Here is an 18,385-nt window from a genome sequence, read left to right as displayed (position 1 = left end):
ACTATTGAATGAAACGTGCAGTGATTACTGGCCTGGGTATCGTTTCCAGTATTGGTAATAACCAGCAGGAAGTGCTGGCTTCCCTGCGTGAAGGCCGTTCCGGAATCACTTTCTCCGAAGAGATGAAAGATGCCGGCATGCGCAGCCATGTATGGGGTAACGTCAAACTGGACACTAACGGGCTCATCGATCGCAAAATCGTGCGTTTCATGAGTGATGCCTCAATCTATGCCTATCTGTCGATGGCAGAAGCAATCAAAGATTCCGGCCTGACGGATGAGCAGTACCAGAACAACCCGCGCGTCGGTCTGATTGCCGGTTCCGGTGGCGGTTCCCCGCGTTATCAGGTGTTCGGTGCCGACGCGATGCGTGGCCCGCGCGGTCTGAAAGGCGTTGGCCCATATGTAGTGACCAAAGCGATGGCGTCCGGCGTCTCTGCCTGCCTGGCCACGCCGTTCAAAATCCACGGCGTCAACTACTCCATCAGCTCGGCGTGCGCCACCTCGGCACACTGCATCGGTAACGCGGTAGAGCAGATTCAGCTGGGCAAACAGGATGTGGTATTTGCTGGCGGCGGCGAAGAGCTGAGCTGGGAAATGGCCTGTGAGTTCGACGCCATGGGCGCGCTCTCGACTAAATACAACGAAACCCCGGAAAAAGCGTCGCGTACTTACGATGCCAGCCGTGACGGTTTCGTGATCGCCGGCGGCGGCGGTATGGTGGTGGTGGAAGAGCTGGAGCATGCGCTGGCGCGTGGTGCCCACATCTACGCTGAGATCGTCGGCTACGGCGCAACCTCTGACGGCGCTGACATGGTGGCTCCGTCAGGCGAAGGCGCGGTGCGTTGCATGAAGATGGCGATGCAGGGTCTGGATACGCCAATCGACTACCTCAACACCCACGGCACGTCAACGCCGGTCGGCGACGTGAAAGAGCTGGGCGCGATTCGCGAAGTGTTTGGCGACAACACGCCATACATCTCTGCGACCAAAGCCATGACCGGTCACTCGCTGGGTGCGGCAGGCGTGCAGGAAGCGATTTACACCCTGCTGATGCTGGAGCACAGCTTCATCGCGCCAAGCATTAACGTGGAACAGCTGGATGACGCAGCGAAGGGTATGAACATTGTGACGCAGCCAACCGAAAAAGCGCTGACCACGGTGATGTCCAATAGCTTCGGCTTCGGTGGCACCAACGCCACGCTGACCCTGCGTAAATACCAGGCGTAACGCTTACGCTAATGCTCAAAGGCCGGTTAATCCGGCCTTTGTTGTTTTTGTCGCTGATGGATTCAGGTTGCCAGCAGCCTTACCAGCTTCGCGCAGGCGCGGTCAATTTCGCCGGGCGTCAACGCCGCAAAGCCGAGTATCCAGCCCTGCTGTGGCGATGCGCCGGCGTAAAGGGGTGACAGCGGCGGCAGCAGCAGACCGTCGGCCTGCGCCTGTTGCGTGAGCCGCGCCTCATCTCCCTGTAATAACTCAACCGTCAATTGCAACCCGCCTGTTGCCGGCAGCGGCCGCAGCCACGGCTGCAGATGCTGTTCCAGCTGCGCCAGCAGCCGATCGCGCCGGCTATGATAGAGCTGACGCATCAGCCGCAGGTGGCTGGCGAAATAGCCTTGCTGGATAAATTCGGCGGTGATCGCCTGCGGCAGCAGGGCGCTGTGGCCGTCCAGTACGCTGCGCGCGCGACCCAGCGCCGTCACCAGCGCCGCGGGCACCACCATCCACGCCAGCCGCAGCGATGGAAACAGGGTTTTGGAAAAAGTCCCCAGGCTGATGACCCGGCTATCGGCTTCCATGCCCTGCAGCGCCGGCGCCGGGCGGCCGTCATAGTGAAACTCGCTGTCGTAGTCATCCTCGATCAGCCAGCTGTCGTGCTGACGCGCCCACGCCAGCCACTGCAGCCGCCGTGCGAGGCTCATCGGGGTGCCGGTCGGATACTGGTGGCCGGGCGTCAGATACACCAGTTGCGCCCGGCCGCTGAGTGGTAGCGCGCCCTGATCGTCCAGCGGCATGGCGCGGCAACGGGCACCGGCGGCGAGAAAGGCGTTCCGCGCGCCACGGTAGCCCGGCTCCTCCAGCCACACTTCATCCTCTGCATCCAGAAACATCAGCGCCAGCAGCTGCAGCGCCTGCTGTGAACTGGTGAGCATGATGACCTGCTCAGCCGTACAGCGCACGCCGCGCGACAGCGCCAGATAATCCGCCACCGCCTGGCGCAGCGGCGCATAACCGAGCGGATCGCCATAGCCCATCACCTGACTGCCCAGCGCGCGCTGTACGCTGTGGCTCAGCCGCTGCCACTGACGGTGCGGAAACGCGCGCAGTTCCGGTGATCCGGCGGCAAAGGCAAGGGGAAAAGGGGGATCCTGGCAGCCACCGGTCGCCAGCACCTGCGTGCCGCGGCGCGAAAAGCGCGGTGCGCGTTGCTGCGTGGCCTTTTCCGCCGGCGGCGGCAGGGCGATGGCGACAAAGGTGCCGCGTCCGCTGTGCCGCTGCACGTAGCCTTCGCTCTCCAGCTGGCTGTAAGCGGCCTCGACCGTTACGCGTGACAGCGCCAGATCGGCAGCCAGCTGGCGGCTGGAGGGCAGCTTCTGCCCGAAGCGCAAATGGCCGCTGACAATGGCCTGGCGCAGCGTAGCGCACAGCCGCTGACGTAAGCCGCCCTGCGTCTGATGGCGAAACAGCGGCAAAAAGGCGTGGTGCATAATGGTCTTATTGTTCCGATCAATGTGGTATCAGGATGCAGACCACTTTGCCGTACACTGCAGGGACATCACAACAGGAGAATGCCATGTCAGCCGTTTTGTTTTATCCGCCCGCCAGCCCGCAGCACAGCGTGGCTTATTTGCAGCACAAACTCAGCTATTACACCGATGCCTGGGATCTGGCGGCGGATTTGGCGCAGGGCGTCACGCAGATTGTGGTGATTGATGCCCGCAGCCGCGACGCGTATCAGGCCGGACATATCTGCGGTGCGCTGTCGTTGCCGCATCGCGAGATGGATGCAGCCAGCACCGCGCGGCTCGATCGTCACCGCGTCTATGTGACTTACTGCGACGGCATCGGCTGCAACGGTTCGACCAAAGCGGCGCTAAAGCTGGCTGAGCTGGGGTTTCAGGTTAAAGAGCTGATTGGCGGGCTGGATTTCTGGAAGCGCGACGGCCACCCGATGGCGTGGGGCGCGGCGGCAGGCGAGTGGCCCGCCGCGGCACCCGCGGCGGAGTGCGGCTGCTGAGCGCGATGGCTTGACTACAGCAGCAGCCAGAGCAAAAAGAAGAACAGCGCCAGGCCGAGCACCAGCGTCAGCGCCGGGCGCTGCGCCAGTGGACGCGGCAGAATTTCAACAAACGGTGCCCAGATTGGCTGCGGACGCAGCTCGCTGTCGGCCAGCGGCGTTTCGCTGTTGCGCTCGGCGCGGCGGCTGAACAGCAGCATCAGCAGATCCTGGCTTTGTGCCGGCGTCAGCAACGTCTGCGGCGTGGCCTGGAAGCGCTGCAGGCTGTAATCCTCCAGCATGCGCTGCTCGTCGTGGCTCAGCGGCTGCTTGAGCGAGCTTTCAAGCAGCTGCAGCGTCGGCGCGCTGTGCTGGCTCAGCGTCTGGCGCACCTGTAAAAACTGCGTCAACAGTGGGAAGTGGCGCGAGGGAACCGGGTCGCCGCTTTTCAGATTGACCAGTTTCAGCGTGTCGGCCAGCACTTTTACCGGTGATTCCCCGGTGGCGGCGGCAAGGCGTGTGACCTGCTGGTTGAGCGCCTGCTGTTCGGCCGGTAACAGGGTACGATCGGTGGTGCGCGTCTGCTGTGGCTGCGGGATCGCCATCTGGCCGTTCTGCAACATGGTCAGCACCTGACGCAGCTGATCCTGGCTCAGCGCGCTTAATACCGTCTGATTAAACTGCTGACGGATAAAGTCGCTCACCGCCTGACGATTGTTGCCCTGCGGCAGCTTTTCCAGCAGCTGCTGCAACAGCTGACGCGTGGCGTGGCTGTTCTGCACTTGCGTCAGACGGCTGTTGAGATGCTGCTCCGCCGCCGGAAAGTGGCGCGACTGCAGTTCGGCATCATTTTTCACGCCCACTTCATGGCGTATGCCAGCCCACAGTTCGGGCGCTTTCAGCGTGCTGAGTGACATGATACGGACGATCAGGCGTTCCAGCGTGGTGCGCTGGGCCGGGGAGAGCGGCTGGTCGCCCAGTGCCGCGCCGGGGCGGCCGGTGCCGTTAGCCGGGTTAACAGAGGAACGATCGCCCGCGGGCACACCGGGACCGCTGAGAGGTTGCATGGCGGAATCCTTGAAAACGAGTCAGATCCGGGTGCGCCGGAAAAACGATGGCACATGATAGCAAAAGCCCCCGGGAAATCCACGGGGGCGGCAGGGAGAAAAACAATAAGACACGGATTTATTCGGCGGCGGCCAGCTTCATACGCTTGCGACGCCAGCGCTTCCACAGCGGCGGCACCATCAGCACGGCGACAGCCAGCACCAGCAGCACTTTACAGATCAGGCTTTCCCACAGAATTGGCAGGTTGCCGTTACTGATTGACAGCGCGCGGCGTAGGTTTTGCTCCAGCATTTCGCCCAGTACAAAGCCGAGAATCAGCGGTGACATCGGGAAATCCATCTTGCGCAGGATATAGCCGAAAATGCCCAGCCCGACCATCAGCAGCAGGTCAAAGGTGGTGCTGTGCACCGCATACACGCCCACTGCCGAAATCGCGGCAATTGCCGGTACTAGGAACCACAGCGGAATGGTCAGCATGCGCGCAAAGATGTTGATCATCGGAATGTTCATGATCAGCAGCATCACGTTACCGATCAGCAGCGCGGCGATCAGCCCCCAGACGATGTCCGGCTGCTCGGTAAACATCGCCGGACCGGGCGTGATGTTATACAGCGTCAGCGCGCCGACCATCACCGCCGTGGTGCCGGAGCCGGGAATGCCCAGCGTCAGCATCGGGATAAACGATCCGCAGGCTGAGGCGTTGTTCGCCGCTTCCGGCGCTGCCACGCCGCGAATGTCGCCCTTGCCAAACTGATCGCTGCCGCTGATTTTCTTCTCACTCATATAGGCAATGGCGCTGGCGATGGTGGCGCCTGCACCCGGCAGCACGCCGACAAAGAAGCCAATGAACGAGGAGCGCAGCGTTGCGCCGGTAGCCTGCGCCGCTTCTTTCATGTTGAACAGCATGCGGCCGCTGGCGCGCACCATTTTCTGGCCGCTGCTGGTGGATTCCAGCATCAGCAGAATTTCGCTCACCGAGAACAGGCCGATGACCACCACCACAAACTGAATGCCGTCCGAGAGATGCACGCTGTCGAAGGTAAAGCGATAGACGCCGGTGTTGGCATCAACGCCCACCGTCGCCATGCCGAGGCCAATCAGCGCAGCGAGGAACGACTTCAGCGGATTGTGGCTCATCATGCTGCCGAGACAGGCAATCGCGAACACCATCAGCGCGAAGTACTCTGCCGGACCAAACGCCAGCGACCAGTTGGCGAGGATTGGCGCAAACAGAATGATGCCGATGATGGCGATGGTTGAGCCGATGAATGAGCTGACCGCCGAGATCGACAGCGCCACGCCGGCTTTGCCCTGCTGCGCCATCGGATAGCCATCCAGCGCGGTCATGATCGCGCCGGCATCCCCCGGCACGTTAAGCAGAATCGACGAGATGCGCCCGCCATATTCGCAGCCGATGTACACCGTTGCCAGCAGGATCAGCGCGGATTCCGCCGGTAAGTGCAGCGCAAACGCCAGCGGCATCAGGATCGCGACGCCGTTAATCGGGCCAAGCCCCGGCAGCAGGCCGACGATGGTGCCGATAAAGCAGCCAATCAGGGCGATCATCAGGTTTTCCGGCGTCATGGCGACGGCGAAACCCTGCATCAGAAAAGACCAGGTATCCATAATTGACTCCTGTTAACTGAACCAGCTGCCGACCGGCAGCGTAACGTCCAGCAGACGATCGAAGGCGTAAAACAGCGCCACACCCATTACCACACCGGAGAGGACGGCTGCCCACCAGCGTGCGCCAAACAGCATGCCGATGCCGAAGGTCAGCAGCGTGGTACACAGGGCAAAACCCAGCTTCTCAAACAGCCAGCCGTACACCATCAGCATTACGCACAGCGCCAGCAGCTTTTTCAGCGTTGCCGCCACCGGCCACTGTACGGCGTCCGGCTTGCGCAGCAGCATCATCACCGCGCAGATCGCCATCAGACCGAGCAGCAGCAGCGGGAAAGGGCGTGGACCAACCGGCTCGTAGCTGTACTCGCTTTGAATCTGCCAGGCGATAACCATCCCGACGATGCAGAGCACCAGCCACACCGCCGCAAAGATACGATCGCTCATCTGTGCCTCCGTTATTTCGCCAGGCCGAACGATTTCGCCTGTTCACGGTAATCTGCCACCTGTTTCTTGACGTAGGCGTCCAGCTCGCTACCGAACAGGTTGAACTCAAACAGGCCGCGCAGATCGCGCTGCTGCTGAAACTCTTTGGTGGTCACCAGTTTTTTAAACGTCTGTTCCCACCACTGATAATCGGCATCGCTGACTTTGGGGCCGAGGTAATAGCCGCGAATAATCGGCCACTCGACGTTGAAGCCCTGCTCTTTGGCGGTCGGGATGTCAGCCAGCTCACCCGGCAGACGTTTATCGCTCATTACCGCCAGCACGCGCATCTTGCCGCCCTGCAGGTGCGGCACCATTTCACTCATGTCGCCTGATACCACCTGGATGTGGTTGCCGAGCAGCGCGGTAACCGGTTCGCCGCCGCCTTCAAACGCCACATAGCGCATTTTGCGCGGATCGATACCGGCTTCCCGCGCCAGCAGCGCGGTTTTCATCCAGTCCTGGCTGCCGATCGACGCGCCGGCGCCGACCACCACTTTGGTCGGATCCTGTTTCATCGCCTCCAGCAGCTCGCCCAGCGTTTTCCACGGCGCGTCAGCGCGCACGGCGACCATGCCGTAGTCCGTGCCAATCGCCGCCAGCCACTTCACGTCATCCACTGAGTAACGACCAAACTTGCCCTGCGACAGGTTCAGCAGCGACCCGCCGGAGAAGGCCACCAGCGTGCCTGCTTCGGCGGGCCGCTGCGCAATGATGGCGTTGTAAGCCACGGCACCGACGCCGCCCGGCATGTAGGTCACGCGCATCGGCGTGGTGATCTGCCCGGTTTCCTGCAGCGAAACCTGGATCAGTTTACAGGTCAGATCAAAACCGCCGCCGGGTTTGGCCGGGGCGATACATTCGGTCCGCTCGGGTGCCGCAGCCTGTGCCGCAGAAAGAGAAAAAGCCAGCAGGGTCGTGGCGAAGGCGGTGCGCATTGTTTTTTTCATCTGTCGCTCCATTGTTTCTTCCAGAGTGTGATTGCCACCGAACATTCGGGGTTGCTGAATTGTTAAAACAGCAACCTTTCATTTACCTTTCAGCCATCGGCAAAACTAACAGGATGTGATATGCGTCTCTTACTGGTGGAAGATACCGTCGAGCTGGCCAACTGGCTGCAGAAAGCGCTGACGCAAAAAGGCTTCGCCGTGGACTGGGTGGCCGACGGGGTGGCGGCGGACCATGTGCTGCAAAGCGAAGACTATGCGCTGGTGGTGCTGGATGTGTCGCTGCCGCGGCTGGATGGCCTTGCGGTGCTGGCGCGCCTGCGCAAGCGCGGGCAACACGTGCCGGTGCTGCTGCTCACCGCACAGAGCGCGCTGCAGCAGCGCGTGCAGGGACTGAATGCCGGCGCCGATGATTACCTCACTAAACCGTTTGAGCTGGACGAGCTGGACGCGCGGCTGCGCGCGCTGTTGCGCCGCAGTCAGGGGCAGGCAACGCAGACGCAAAGCCTTGGCCAGCTGGAGCGCGATGCGGAAGGCTATTTCCTGCTGAATCACAAACCGCTGCCGCTGACGCCGCGCGAGGCCAGCGTGCTGTCGACGCTAATGCAGCGTCCGGGACGGCCGGTTTCGCGCCAGCATCTGTACGAGCAGACCTTCACGCTGGCGGATGAGGCCAGCCCGGAGAGCATTGAGCTGTATGTGCATCGGGTACGCAAAAAGCTGGCGGGCAGCGACGTGGCGATCGTCACGCTGCGCGGCCTCGGCTACAGCCTCGAGGTTCAGCCGTGCGACTGATTCACTCGCTGCGCGGCGAATTGCTGGCATGGCTGGGGGTGCCGCTGCTGCTGCTGTGGGGATTGTCGGTCTACACCCACTATCAGAGCGCGCTGCAGGCGGCAAATCAGGCTTACGATCGCTCGCTGCTGGCCTCGGCGCGCACCGTGGCCGAGCGGCTGGTGGTACGTCATCAGCGGCTGGAGGTGGATGTGCCGTGGGTGGTGCTGGACAGCTTTGAGCGCAACATGAACGACCAGCTGTTCTACCAGGTGATTTCGCCTGAAGGGCACACGCTGTCCGGCTACCCTGATTTACCGCTGGTGCCGGGCAACGCGCCGCTGTCCGATGTCTATCCGGCGCTGGTGCATTTCTACGATGCGCACTACCGCAAGCAGCCGATTCGCGTGGCCGCGCTGTGGCAGCCGGTGAACGAGGAAGGCGTGCAGGGCATGGCGCTGGTGCTGGTGGCGGAAACGCTTAACTCACGCCACGCCTTTGCCGACAGTCTGCTGCGCACCGCGCTGATCAGCCAGAGTTTTCTGGTGCTGATCACGCTGCTGCTGGCCGGGCTGCTGCTGCGGAAAGTGCTGCGCCCGCTGCGCCGGCTGTCGCGCATGATGCTGCGCCGTGCGCCGGGCGAACTGACGCCGCTGCCGTCGCTGCTGCCGTGGTCCGAACTGCAGCCGCTGATCGTCGCCTTCAACCGCCATCTGGAGCGGCTGCGCGGGCTGCTGGCGCGGCAGGAGCGCTTTAGCGCAGATGTGTCGCACCAGCTGCGCACGCCGCTCACCATCCTGAAAACCCAGGTCGGCGTCGCGCTCAGCAGCGACGACCCGCAGCAGTGGCGCGAAAGCCTGCAGGGCATGCGCCACACGCTGGACGACACCGTTCAGCTCACCGATCGCCTGCTGCAGCTGGCGCAAATCAAGGCGCGCCATGGCGAAGACAAGCCTTTCAGTGAGGTTAACCTGAGCGACATCGTGCAGCAGGCCTGTTTTAGCGGTTATGCGGCGGCGCGGCGTAAACAGATCGACCTGGGGTTTGAAGAGCAGGCGGCGAGCCAGGTGCAGGGCGATGCGCTGTTGCTGGCCGAGCTGTGCGCCAATCTGCTGGACAACGCCATCAAATACACGCCACACGGCGGCACGGTGACCGCGCGGCTGCGGCAAAAGGTGCTGGAGATTGAAGACAGCGGGCCGGGCATCGCGGCGGATCAGCAGCGGCAGGCGCTGCAGCCGTTTGGCCGGCTCGATCACGCCAGCCAGCCCGGCGCGGGCATTGGACTGGCGCTGGTGCAGGATATCTGTGCCTGGCACGGCGCGCAGCTGCAGCTGGACCGCAGCCCGCAGCTGGGCGGACTGCGGGTGACGGTTAGCTTTCGCTGATCGGCGGAGCCATCGCGCGCGCTTTACGCAGCGGAGTTTTCAGCCGCTGCGCCAGGATCACCCCGACCAGCGTCAGACCGCCGCCAATCCAGTGGTAAGCATGCAACTGTTCGTGCAGGAACAGCACGGCAATAAGGGCGGTAAACACCGGCACTACATTCATGAAAATACTGGTGGTGCTGGCGCCGAGGCGCTGCACGCCAAGGATCCACAGGAACGGCGCCACAATCGAGGCAAACAGCCCGGCGAACAGCACCAGCGGAATATTGTCGGCGTTCAGCGCCACCTCCGGCGCGTGCCAGAAGCCGGGCAGCAGCAACAGCACGCCGAAGAAGATTTGCACATACAGGCTTTGCCACGTTGGCAGCGGGATTGCCCAGCGCTTCGTCAGTACGCCATACAGCGCGTAGGAGGTTGAGGCCGCCAGCATCATCAGCTCGCCGTTGCCGAGGCGCTGACTCAGCAGCTGTGCCGGGTTGCCGGCGCTCACCAGCCACACCAGCCCGGCAAACGACAACAGGCCGCCAATCAGAATGCCGCGCGTCGGCGCAAGGCGCAGTACCACCAGGCTGAGCAGGATGGTCAGCAGCGGAATGGTGGCGCCGAGAATCCCCATCATCACCGCCGAAACGCTGTGTGCCGCATAATAGGCGAGGCTCTGGTACAGCACCATGCCGAGCAGGCCCAGCACCAGCAAGCGCCACAGCTGGGTTTTGATGGTGTGACGATGGCGCCATACGCCCGGCAGGCAGAACGGCGTGAGTACCAGCAGCGCCAGCAACCAGCGGTAAAAAGAGATGGCAGCAGGATCGATGCTGCCGGCAGACAGCTTGCTGACGATGGTGTTGATCGACCAGATCAGCACCGCCACCAGCGGTAACAATAAGTTCATAGTACGGCTCCAAATGTAAATCGCGACTAGCTTACGTTTGACCGGTTTAAAGCAGATAGTTAAAATCGGACAAAATTCGTTAGTGACCGGACAGAATGAATCTTCAGGTTGAGTATCAGCCACCGCGCGACGCGCCGCTGCTGCGTTTTTTCATGCGCTATGAGCAAACCAACGCCAAAACTGAATACCTGCCGCACCAGCACGACTGGGGCCAGGCGATATTCGTCACCAGCCACGTGCTGGAGATGGAAGTGGAGGGCGAGCGGCTGCTGACGCCGGCCGAAATGCCGATCTGGATCCCGCCGGGCCAGCGCCACAGCAGCTACAACCACTGTCAGGCGCAGTTTCGCACCTTCAACCTTGCCGCGGATTTATGCGCCGGCATGCCGGAGAAAGCCTGCCTGCTGAGCGTGGACGCCATCGTGCACGCCATCATGAATGATTTTGCCCGCCGCGCGCTGGAGCAGCCGCAGAGCGACGCCGACTGGCGGCTGTGCGAAGTGCTGATTGATCGGCTGCGTCTTGCACCGGTGAACACCAGCTATCTGCCGATGTCCGACGATAAATTCCTCGCACCGATTCTGCGCGCGCTGGAAGAGAACCCGGGTGATAACACCACGCTGGCACAATGGGCGAAGCGCGTGTTTACCACCGAGCGTACGCTGGCGCGGCGCTGTCAGCAGCAGCTGCAGATGTCATTCAGCGAGTGGCGCCAGCGTTTACGCTTTTTGCGCGCGATTGCGCTGCTGGAGCAGGGCTGCAGCGTGCAGGGCATCGCCCACGAGCTGGGTTACAGTTCCGCCTCCGCGCTGATCGTGATGTTTCAGCAGCAGGCCGGCACCACGCCGGATCGCTATCGCAGTCGGTTAGGTTAATCCCCGGCTTTGTGCCATGATATGCCCCGTTTATTTCAAGCAGACAGGACCGCCGCCGTGAAAATTCTCGTCGATGAAAATATGCCCTACGCCCGTGAACTGTTCAGCCGCACCGGAGAGGTGGTGGCGGTGCCGGGCCGCCCGCTGCCGGCAGCCGAACTGCAGGATGCCAGCGCGCTGATGGTGCGCTCCGTCACCAAAGTGGATGCCGCGCTGCTGGCCGGCACGCCGGTGAAGTTTGTCGGCACCGCCACTGCCGGCACCGATCATGTCGATGATGCCTCGCTGGCGGCGGCCGGTATCGGCTTCTCGGCCGCGCCGGGCTGTAACGCGATTGCGGTGGTGGAATATGTGTTCTCCGCGCTGCTGCTGCTGGCCGAACGCGACGGCTTTGATCTGCGCGATCGCACCGTGGGCATCGTCGGCGTCGGTAACGTGGGCGGACGGCTGGCCAAACGCCTCGCCGCGTGGGGAGTAAAAACCCTGCTGTGCGATCCGCCGCGCGCCGATCGCGGCGATGACGAAGATTTCCACTCGCTCGACACGCTGGTGGCACAGGCCGATATCCTGACCTTTCATACGCCGCTGTTTAAAGACGGCCGCTACAAAAGCTGGCATCTGGCCGATGCTGCACTGCTGATGGCGCTGCGCCCCAACACCATCCTGATCAATGCCTGCCGGGGTCCGGTGGTGGATAACGCCGCGCTGCTGGAGGTGCTCCGGTTGCGTAACGATCTCAGCGTGGTGCTGGACGTGTGGGAACCGGAGCCGGATCTCAACCTCGATCTGCTGGACAAGGTCGATATCGCTACCGCGCATATCGCCGGTTATACCCTTGAAGGGAAAGCGCGCGGCACCACCCAGGTGTTTGAGGCGTGGAGCGAATTTATTGGTCAGCCGCAGCAGGTGGCGCTGGACACGCTGCTGCCGCGCCCCGAGTTTGGCACCCTTACGCTGCACGGCAAGCTCGATCAGCCGACGCTGAAACGCCTGGTGCATCTGGTGTATGATGTGCGCCGCGACGATGCGCCGCTGCGCAAAGTGGCCGCGCAGCCGGGCGAATTTGATCGCCTGCGCAAGCAGTATGTCGAGCGCCGCGAGTGGTCTTCGCTGCAGGTGATCTGTGATGAGGCGGAGAGCGCGGCGCTGCTCAATCAGCTTGGCTTCAGCGCCACGCTGCAGGCGAATCACTAATCTCTGATTTTTCTGAATTAATGGGCGATGCATGTCATCGCCTCTCTTTTTTATGTCATTGTCTGGAGTAAACCAACATGTCTGACGGCTGGAATATTGCGCTACTGGGCGCGACAGGCGCAGTAGGGAACGCTGTACTGGAACTGCTGGCGGAACGCCAGTTCCCGGTTGGTGAGTTGTATCTGCTGGCGAGTGAAAACAGCGCCGGCGAAAGCGTGCGCTTTGACGGCCGCTCGCTGCGCGTGCAGGACGCGGCGGAATTTGACTGGTCGCAGGCGCAGCTGGCGTTCTTTACCGCCGGTCGCGAGGCGTCGGCGCGTTATGCCGAAGAAGCCGCCAGCCAGGGTTGCCTGGTAATCGACAGCAGCGACCTGTTCGCGCTGGAGCCGGACGTGCCGCTGGTGGTGCCGGATGTCAATCCACAGGTGCTGGCGGATTACCGCAATCGCAACATCATTACCGTGGCCGATGCGCTGGTGAGCCAGCTGTTAAGCGCCATCAAACCGCTGGTGGATACCGCCGGTTTAGGCCGTCTGCAGGTGACCAATCTGGTGTCGGTCTCCAGCCACGGTAAAGCAGCAGTTGATGGACTGGCCGGTGAGAGCGCGCGGCTGCTGAACGGCGTACCGGCCGATGAGCACTATTTTGGCCGCCAGCTGGCGTTCAACCTGCTGCCGCAGCAGGCGGACAGTGCCGGCAGCGTGGCGAGCGAGCGCCGGCTGGTCGATCAGGTGCGTAAAGTGCTGCAGGACGAAGGATTACCGATTGCGGTAAGCAGCGTGCAGGCGCCGGTGTTCTACGGCAACGCGCAGATCGTCTATATCGAAAACCTGCGGCCGCTGTCGGCGGAGGAAGCGCGTGACGAACTGGCGCGCGCCGACGATATCAGCCTGAGCGACGACGGTGATTACCCGACGCCGGTCAGCGACGCCTCCGGCAGTGAAGCACTGAGCATTGGCAGCGTGCGCAACGACTACGGTATCCCGGAGCTGCTGCAGTTCTGGTCGGTGGCCGACAACATCCGCTTCGGCGGCGCGCTGATGGCGGTGAAAACCGCAGAGAAGCTGGTGCAGGAGTATCTGTATTAATGCTGGAAGACGCGACCCCGTTTAAGCTGGCGCTCGGCATTGAGTATGACGGTAGCCGTTACTACGGCTGGCAGCGCCAGAATGAAGTACGCAGCGTGCAGGAAAAGCTGGAAAAAGCGCTGGCGAAAGTGGCCAATCACCCGGTGAGCGTGTTCTGCGCCGGACGCACCGACGCGGGCGTGCACGGCACCGGCCAGGTGGTGCATTTTGAGACCACCTCCTCGCGTGCCGACAGCGCCTGGACGCTGGGCGTGAACGCCAACCTGCCGGACGATATTGCGGTGCGCTGGGTGAAAGCGGTGCCGGAAAGCTTTCACGCGCGCTTCAGCGCCACCGCGCGCCGTTATCGCTACGTGATTTACAACCAGCGGCTGCGCCCGGCGATTCTCGGCAACGGCATTACCCATTTTTATCATCCGCTGGATGCGGAAAAGATGCACCGCGCCGCCCAGGCTTTACTGGGCGAGAACGATTTTACTTCGTTCCGTGCGGTGCAGTGCCAGTCGCGCACGCCGTGGCGCAACGTGATGCATCTCAACGTCACGCGCCTGGGGCCGTACGTGATTGTGGATATCAAAGCCAACGCCTTTGTGCATCACATGGTGCGCAATATCGTCGGCAGTCTGCTGGAGATTGGCTGCGGCAATCAGCCGGAAACGTGGATGGCCACGCTGCTGGCAGCAAAAGATCGCACGCTGGCGGCGGCAACGGCGAAAGCCGAAGGGCTGTATCTGGTGGCGGTGGATTACCCTGCTCAGTTTGCGTTACCTCAGCCTGCGCTGGGACCGTTGTTCCTCGCGGATTCATTTTAATCGGAAAGTGTCAGGGAGTTAGCTGTTATGGAGTTTATCCACTTTATCGTCGATTTCATTCTGCACATTGACGTGCATCTGGCCGAGCTGGTGGCGCAGTACGGCATCTGGATTTACGCTATTTTGTTCCTGATTCTGTTCTGTGAAACCGGGCTGGTGGTTACGCCGTTCCTGCCGGGTGATTCGCTGCTGTTCGTCGCCGGTGCGCTGGCGGCGCTGCCGGGCAACGACCTCAACGTGCACCTGATGGTGACGCTGCTGGTGATTGCCGCGATCCTCGGCGACGCGGTTAACTACACCATTGGCCGGCTGTTTGGCGAAAAGCTGTTCAGTAACCCGAACTCGAAAATTTTCCGCCGCAGCTACCTCGACAAAACCCACGCGTTTTACGATCGCCACGGCGGCAAAACCATTATACTTGCGCGCTTTGTGCCAATCGTGCGAACCTTTGCCCCCTTTGTGGCGGGAATGGGACACATGTCTTATCGCCACTTCGCGCTCTTTAACGTGACAGGCGCGCTGCTGTGGGTCCTGCTATTCTCCTATGCCGGTTACCTGTTTGGTGACCTGCCGGTGGTGCAGGAAAACCTTAAGTTGCTGATTGTCGGCATCATCATTGTCTCGGTACTGCCAGGCGTGATTGAAGTGTGGCGTCACCGCCGCCAGGCGCGTCAGCACAAGTCGCAGTAAGCCTGTTACCAGATTTTTATCCACAGCGTGAACGGGTTGTGGTTTAATGAGCGACATTTACGGCCTGCTGAAGGTGATTTCAGCAGTCACAAGAAGACTGGACCAGGTCAGCATTAAACAGAAAGGTCATCAATGAGCTGGATTGAACGCATACTGAATAAAAGCACCACCACGCCAACGCGCAAAGCCAGTATCCCGGAAGGGGTCTGGACCAAATGCGATAGCTGCGGTCAGGTGCTGTACCGCGCCGAGCTGGAGCGTAACCTTGAGGTCTGCCCGAAGTGCGACCACCACATGCGTATGCACGCCCGTGAGCGTCTGCACAGCATGCTGGACGAAGGTTCTCTGGTTGAGTTAGGCAGCGAGCTGGAACCGAAGGATCTGCTGAAGTTCCGCGATTCTAAGAAGTACAAAGATCGTCTGGTTGCCGCGCAGAAAGATACCGGTGAAAAAGATGCACTGATCACCATGAAAGGTACACTGCATGGTATGCCGGTGGTGGCTGTGGCTTTCGAGTTCTCCTTTATGGGCGGCTCGATGGGTTCTGTGGTTGGCGCGCGCTTTGTGCGTGGCGTTGAACAAGCACTGGAAGATAACTGCCCACTGATTTGCTTCTCAGCCAGTGGCGGTGCGCGTATGCAGGAAGCGTTGCAGTCGCTGATGCAGATGGCGAAAACCAGCGCAGCCTTGGCGAAAATGCAGGAGCGCGGCTTGCCGTACATCTCCGTGCTGACTGACCCAACCATGGGCGGTGTGTCTGCCAGCTTCGCGATGCTGGGCGATTTGAACGTCGCTGAACCGAAAGCGCTGATTGGCTTTGCCGGTCCACGCGTTATCGAACAGACCGTGCGTGAAAAACTGCCACCGGGCTTCCAGCGCAGTGAGTTCCTGATCGAAAAAGGCGCGATCGACATGATCATCCGTCGTCCGGAAATGCGCTTTAAGCTGGCCAGCCTGCTGGCGAAAATGATGAACCTGCCGGCACCGCTGCAGGATGGTGATCGCCCGACTGCGGCTGAGCCGGAGAGCAACGAAGCCTGACAGGCAACCGAAAGGCGCAGAGTGATGCGCCTTTTTATTCATGCACCACATCGTAAAGAGCTAACAGGGCACATGGACACTCTTCACCTCCCGCAAGCCACGTCGCCTCTGGCCACGTGGCTTCATTATCTTGAGCATCTGCATTCTCAGGCTATCGATCTGGGCCTGGACCGTATTCAGCGCGTCGCCGCACGCCTCGACCTGCTAAAACCCGCTCCGTTTGTCTTCACCGTCGCCGGCACCAACGGCAAAGGCACTACCTGCCGTACGCTGGAAACCCTGCTGATGGCCGCAGGCTATCGCGTTGGCGTCTACAGCTCGCCGCATCTGGTGCGTTACACCGAACGCGTGCGCGTGCAGGGCGCTGAGCTGGATGAAGCCCGGCACAGCGCCAGCTTTGCCGCCATTGAGGCCGGACGCGGCGATATTTCGCTCACCTACTTTGAGTTTGGCACGCTGTCCGCGCTCAATCTGTTCCGTGAAGCGCAGCTGGATGTCGTGATTCTGGAAGTGGGGCTGGGTGGCCGGCTGGATGCGACAAACATTGTCGACGCCGACGTGGCGGTGATCACCAGCATTGCGCTGGACCACACCGACTGGCTGGGGCCGGATCGCGCCAGCATCGGCCGCGAGAAGGCCGGCGTATTCCGCGGCGGTAAACCGGCGGTGGTCGGCGAGGCCGATATGCCCGACACCATTGCCCAGGTGGCCGCGGAGAAGGGTGCGCAGCTGTTACAAATTAACCGCGACTGGCAGTGGCAGCGCGAGGGCGACACTTGGACGCTGCAGGATGCCCAGGGTGAACTGCGCGATCTGCCGCTGCCCCAGGTGCCGCTCCCCAATGCGGCCACCGCCATTGCGGCGCTGCGCGCTTCCGGCCTGACGGTGAGCGAGACGCTGATTCGTCAGCATCTGCCGCTGGCGATTCTGCCGGGACGTTTCCAGACGGTCAGCACCGCGCCGCGCGTGATCCTTGATGTGGCACACAATCCGCATGCGGCTTATTATCTGGCTTCACGTCTCGCTGAGCTGCCGGTACACGGCACGGTGCATGCGGTGGTTGGCATGCTGCACGACAAGGATATCGCCGGGACGCTGGCCGCGCTGGCACCGCAGGTTAACCGCTGGTACTGCGCGCCGCTCGACGGCCCGCGCGGCGCGTCCGCTGATGAGCTGATGGCGCATCTGCAGGGCGGCAGCGCCTGGCAGAGCGTTGAAGCCGCGTGGCAGGCGGCGCGGCAGCAGGCTCAGCCCGACGATGTGATTCTGGTGTGCGGCTCGTTCCACACCGTGGCGCAGGTAATGCAATCGATGGCAGCGGAGAACGGCAGTGGCAAGTAAGTTTCAGAATCGTTTAGTGGGCACGGTGATTCTGGTGGCGATTGGCGTCATCGTGTTGCCGGGTCTGCTGGACGGTAAGAAAAAGCATTATAAAGAGGAGTTCGCGGCGATTCCGCTGGTGCCAAAGCCTGACGATCAGCAGGACAGCGAAATGGTGCCGCCAGTGACGCAGCCGCTGCCGTCGCAGCCGCCGGAAGGTGCGAGCGCGGCGCAGCAGGCGCCCGCCAGCAGCGCAACGCAGAGCAGTGCCGCCAGCGGCAGCACGCAGCCAGCGCAAAACAGCCAGCCCAGCGTCGTGACGCCGCCGCCGGTGCACCAGCAGCAGAAACCGGCAGAGCAGGTGAAGCCGAAGCCGGTCGAGCAGCCCAAGCCTAAACCGGTGGAGCAGCCGAAACCGAAGCCGGCAGAACAACCGAAAGCGACAGAACAGCCAAAAACTACAGAGCAGCCTAAAGCGGCGGAAACGCCGAAGCAGAGCGAACCGGCCGCGCCAGCAGGACAGGCGTATGTGGTACAGCTCGGCGCGCTGAAGAACGCCGCCAAAGTGAATGAGATCGTGGCACAGCTGCGGCTCTCCGGCTATCGCGCCTTTACCGTGCCGTCGACGCCGGTGCAGGGGCAGATCACCCGCATTTACGTCGGGCCGGATGCGTCCAAAGCGAAACTGCAGGGTGCCCTCGGCGAGCTGAAAGGCATCTCCGGCCTCGGCGGCGTTGTGAAGCCGTACAGCACACGCTGATCATCTGATAAGCCGCGCCGATATCAGAAACAGGCGCGGCTTTTGGCGTATTTTTTAGCGAAGCGTTACTGAAAATTTATGGAATATCAGCAGGTTAAATGGCTGATATCAACAAGGGCGAGGAAAGTTTTTTTCATCGCCCTTTTTCTCGGGACAGAACCGGAAAACCCTACGCAAACGTTTTCTTTTTCTGTTAGAATGCGCCCCG

At 61.6% G+C, this 18,385-nt stretch carries 18 protein-coding genes; 12 read left to right on the top strand and 6 right to left on the bottom strand.

Annotated elements, in window-relative coordinates; genetic code table 11:
• Positions 1-8: 8 nt before the first annotated feature.
• The gene (fabB, locus tag QMM04_RS13235; protein ID WP_021509164.1) at positions 9-1,229 is read left to right on the top strand and encodes a beta-ketoacyl-ACP synthase I; all 1,221 of its coding nucleotides are present in this window, start codon (positions 9-11) and stop codon (positions 1,227-1,229) included.
• A gap of 62 nt (positions 1,230-1,291) precedes the next feature.
• Here the strand turns inward: fabB and QMM04_RS13230 are convergent, their stop codons facing one another.
• Positions 1,292-2,710, bottom strand: a complete 1,419-nt coding sequence (locus QMM04_RS13230; protein WP_282996325.1) for a PLP-dependent aminotransferase family protein — start codon at positions 2,708-2,710, stop codon at positions 1,292-1,294.
• Between the two features lie 86 nt (positions 2,711-2,796).
• On the opposite strand from QMM04_RS13230, the gene QMM04_RS13225 reads away from it, so the two are divergent.
• Positions 2,797-3,240: a rhodanese-like domain-containing protein gene (locus QMM04_RS13225; RefSeq protein ID WP_058769886.1), complete on the top strand. Its 444-nt coding sequence runs from the start codon at positions 2,797-2,799 to the stop codon at positions 3,238-3,240.
• Between the two features lie 14 nt (positions 3,241-3,254).
• Here the strand turns inward: QMM04_RS13225 and flk are convergent, their stop codons facing one another.
• The 4 genes from flk to QMM04_RS13205 all read right to left on the bottom strand — a co-directional run bounded on the left by flk (position 3,255) and on the right by QMM04_RS13205 (position 7,346).
• On the bottom strand, positions 3,255-4,286 hold the full coding sequence (gene flk, locus QMM04_RS13220) for a flagella biosynthesis regulator Flk (protein ID WP_021509167.1): 1,032 nt from the start codon (positions 4,284-4,286) through the stop codon (positions 3,255-3,257).
• A gap of 118 nt (positions 4,287-4,404) precedes the next feature.
• Complete coding sequence (locus QMM04_RS13215) at positions 4,405-5,913, bottom strand: tripartite tricarboxylate transporter permease (RefSeq protein ID WP_282996324.1); 1,509 nt, start codon at positions 5,911-5,913, stop codon at positions 4,405-4,407.
• Between the two features lie 12 nt (positions 5,914-5,925).
• On the bottom strand, positions 5,926-6,357 hold the full coding sequence (locus QMM04_RS13210) for a tripartite tricarboxylate transporter TctB family protein (protein ID WP_058769887.1): 432 nt from the start codon (positions 6,355-6,357) through the stop codon (positions 5,926-5,928).
• 11 nt (positions 6,358-6,368) lie between these two features.
• Positions 6,369-7,346: a tripartite tricarboxylate transporter substrate binding protein gene (locus QMM04_RS13205; RefSeq protein WP_058769888.1), complete on the bottom strand. Its 978-nt coding sequence runs from the start codon at positions 7,344-7,346 to the stop codon at positions 6,369-6,371.
• 120 nt (positions 7,347-7,466) lie between these two features.
• Here QMM04_RS13205 and tctD point away from each other — a divergent pair, with 120 nt between their 5' ends.
• Positions 7,467-8,138 carry a transcriptional regulator TctD gene (tctD, locus tag QMM04_RS13200; RefSeq protein ID WP_104188561.1) on the top strand — a complete coding sequence of 224 codons (672 nt, stop codon included), beginning with the start codon at positions 7,467-7,469 and terminating at the stop codon, positions 8,136-8,138.
• Positions 8,129-9,505, top strand: coding sequence for a sensor histidine kinase (locus QMM04_RS13195; protein WP_058769889.1), 1,377 nt, complete (start codon positions 8,129-8,131; stop codon positions 9,503-9,505). Before tctD ends, QMM04_RS13195 begins: the two co-directional genes overlap by 10 nt.
• On the opposite strand, the gene QMM04_RS13190 is transcribed toward QMM04_RS13195, so the two are convergent.
• Positions 9,492-10,397 (bottom strand): EamA family transporter, encoded by a 906-nt coding sequence (locus QMM04_RS13190; RefSeq protein ID WP_104188560.1) that lies wholly within the window; start codon positions 10,395-10,397, stop codon positions 9,492-9,494. The two genes, QMM04_RS13195 and QMM04_RS13190, sit on opposite strands and share 14 nt — an antisense overlap.
• A gap of 95 nt (positions 10,398-10,492) precedes the next feature.
• Here QMM04_RS13190 and QMM04_RS13185 point away from each other — a divergent pair, with 95 nt between their 5' ends.
• The 8 genes from QMM04_RS13185 to dedD all read left to right on the top strand — a co-directional run bounded on the left by QMM04_RS13185 (position 10,493) and on the right by dedD (position 18,177).
• On the top strand, positions 10,493-11,272 hold the full coding sequence (locus tag QMM04_RS13185) for a helix-turn-helix transcriptional regulator (protein WP_021509174.1): 780 nt from the start codon (positions 10,493-10,495) through the stop codon (positions 11,270-11,272).
• A gap of 57 nt (positions 11,273-11,329) precedes the next feature.
• The gene (gene pdxB, locus QMM04_RS13180) at positions 11,330-12,466 is read left to right on the top strand and encodes a 4-phosphoerythronate dehydrogenase PdxB (protein WP_282996323.1); all 1,137 of its coding nucleotides are present in this window, start codon (positions 11,330-11,332) and stop codon (positions 12,464-12,466) included.
• A gap of 77 nt (positions 12,467-12,543) precedes the next feature.
• Positions 12,544-13,554, top strand: a complete 1,011-nt coding sequence (locus QMM04_RS13175) for an aspartate-semialdehyde dehydrogenase (protein WP_058775824.1) — start codon at positions 12,544-12,546, stop codon at positions 13,552-13,554.
• A complete protein-coding gene (gene truA, locus QMM04_RS13170) occupies positions 13,554-14,366 on the top strand; it encodes a tRNA pseudouridine(38-40) synthase TruA (RefSeq protein ID WP_125309518.1) in 813 nt (270 codons plus the stop codon). The genes QMM04_RS13175 and truA overlap by 1 nt, the downstream gene beginning before the upstream one ends.
• 27 nt (positions 14,367-14,393) lie before the next feature.
• Positions 14,394-15,056: a DedA family protein gene (locus QMM04_RS13165; protein WP_010617492.1), complete on the top strand. Its 663-nt coding sequence runs from the start codon at positions 14,394-14,396 to the stop codon at positions 15,054-15,056.
• A 132-nt stretch (positions 15,057-15,188) separates the two neighbouring features.
• Entirely contained in the window at positions 15,189-16,097 is a 909-nt protein-coding gene (accD, locus tag QMM04_RS13160; RefSeq protein ID WP_282996322.1) for an acetyl-CoA carboxylase, carboxyltransferase subunit beta, read from the top strand.
• Between the two features lie 72 nt (positions 16,098-16,169).
• A complete protein-coding gene (gene folC, locus QMM04_RS13155; RefSeq protein ID WP_282996321.1) occupies positions 16,170-17,438 on the top strand; it encodes a bifunctional tetrahydrofolate synthase/dihydrofolate synthase in 1,269 nt (422 codons plus the stop codon).
• The gene (gene dedD, locus QMM04_RS13150) at positions 17,428-18,177 is read left to right on the top strand and encodes a cell division protein DedD (protein ID WP_058769894.1); all 750 of its coding nucleotides are present in this window, start codon (positions 17,428-17,430) and stop codon (positions 18,175-18,177) included. The genes folC and dedD overlap by 11 nt, the downstream gene beginning before the upstream one ends.
• The last annotated feature ends 208 nt before the right edge of the window (positions 18,178-18,385 follow it).

The sequence above is a fragment of the Pantoea sp. Pa-EAmG genome (genome assembly GCF_030024295.1).
Lineage (GTDB): Bacteria > Pseudomonadota > Gammaproteobacteria > Enterobacterales > Enterobacteriaceae > Pantoea > Pantoea dispersa.
This window is presented reverse-complemented; position numbering and strand designations above follow the sequence as displayed.

Coding starts and splice junctions, on each gene's coding strand:
- fabB (WP_021509164.1), top strand. CDS start 9: ATGAAACGTGCAGTGATTACTGGCCTGGGTATCGTTTCCAGTATTGGT.
- QMM04_RS13230 (WP_282996325.1), bottom strand. CDS start 2,710: ATGCACCACGCCTTTTTGCCGCTGTTTCGCCATCAGACGCAGGGCGGC.
- QMM04_RS13225 (WP_058769886.1), top strand. CDS start 2,797: ATGTCAGCCGTTTTGTTTTATCCGCCCGCCAGCCCGCAGCACAGCGTG.
- flk (WP_021509167.1), bottom strand. CDS start 4,286: ATGCAACCTCTCAGCGGTCCCGGTGTGCCCGCGGGCGATCGTTCCTCT.
- QMM04_RS13215 (WP_282996324.1), bottom strand. CDS start 5,913: ATGGATACCTGGTCTTTTCTGATGCAGGGTTTCGCCGTCGCCATGACG.
- QMM04_RS13210 (WP_058769887.1), bottom strand. CDS start 6,357: ATGAGCGATCGTATCTTTGCGGCGGTGTGGCTGGTGCTCTGCATCGTC.
- QMM04_RS13205 (WP_058769888.1), bottom strand. CDS start 7,346: ATGAAAAAAACAATGCGCACCGCCTTCGCCACGACCCTGCTGGCTTTT.
- tctD (WP_104188561.1), top strand. CDS start 7,467: ATGCGTCTCTTACTGGTGGAAGATACCGTCGAGCTGGCCAACTGGCTG.
- QMM04_RS13190 (WP_104188560.1), bottom strand. CDS start 10,397: ATGAACTTATTGTTACCGCTGGTGGCGGTGCTGATCTGGTCGATCAAC.
- QMM04_RS13185 (WP_021509174.1), top strand. CDS start 10,493: ATGAATCTTCAGGTTGAGTATCAGCCACCGCGCGACGCGCCGCTGCTG.
- QMM04_RS13175 (WP_058775824.1), top strand. CDS start 12,544: ATGTCTGACGGCTGGAATATTGCGCTACTGGGCGCGACAGGCGCAGTA.
- truA (WP_125309518.1), top strand. CDS start 13,554: ATGCTGGAAGACGCGACCCCGTTTAAGCTGGCGCTCGGCATTGAGTAT.
- QMM04_RS13165 (WP_010617492.1), top strand. CDS start 14,394: ATGGAGTTTATCCACTTTATCGTCGATTTCATTCTGCACATTGACGTG.
- accD (WP_282996322.1), top strand. CDS start 15,189: ATGAGCTGGATTGAACGCATACTGAATAAAAGCACCACCACGCCAACG.
- folC (WP_282996321.1), top strand. CDS start 16,170: ATGGACACTCTTCACCTCCCGCAAGCCACGTCGCCTCTGGCCACGTGG.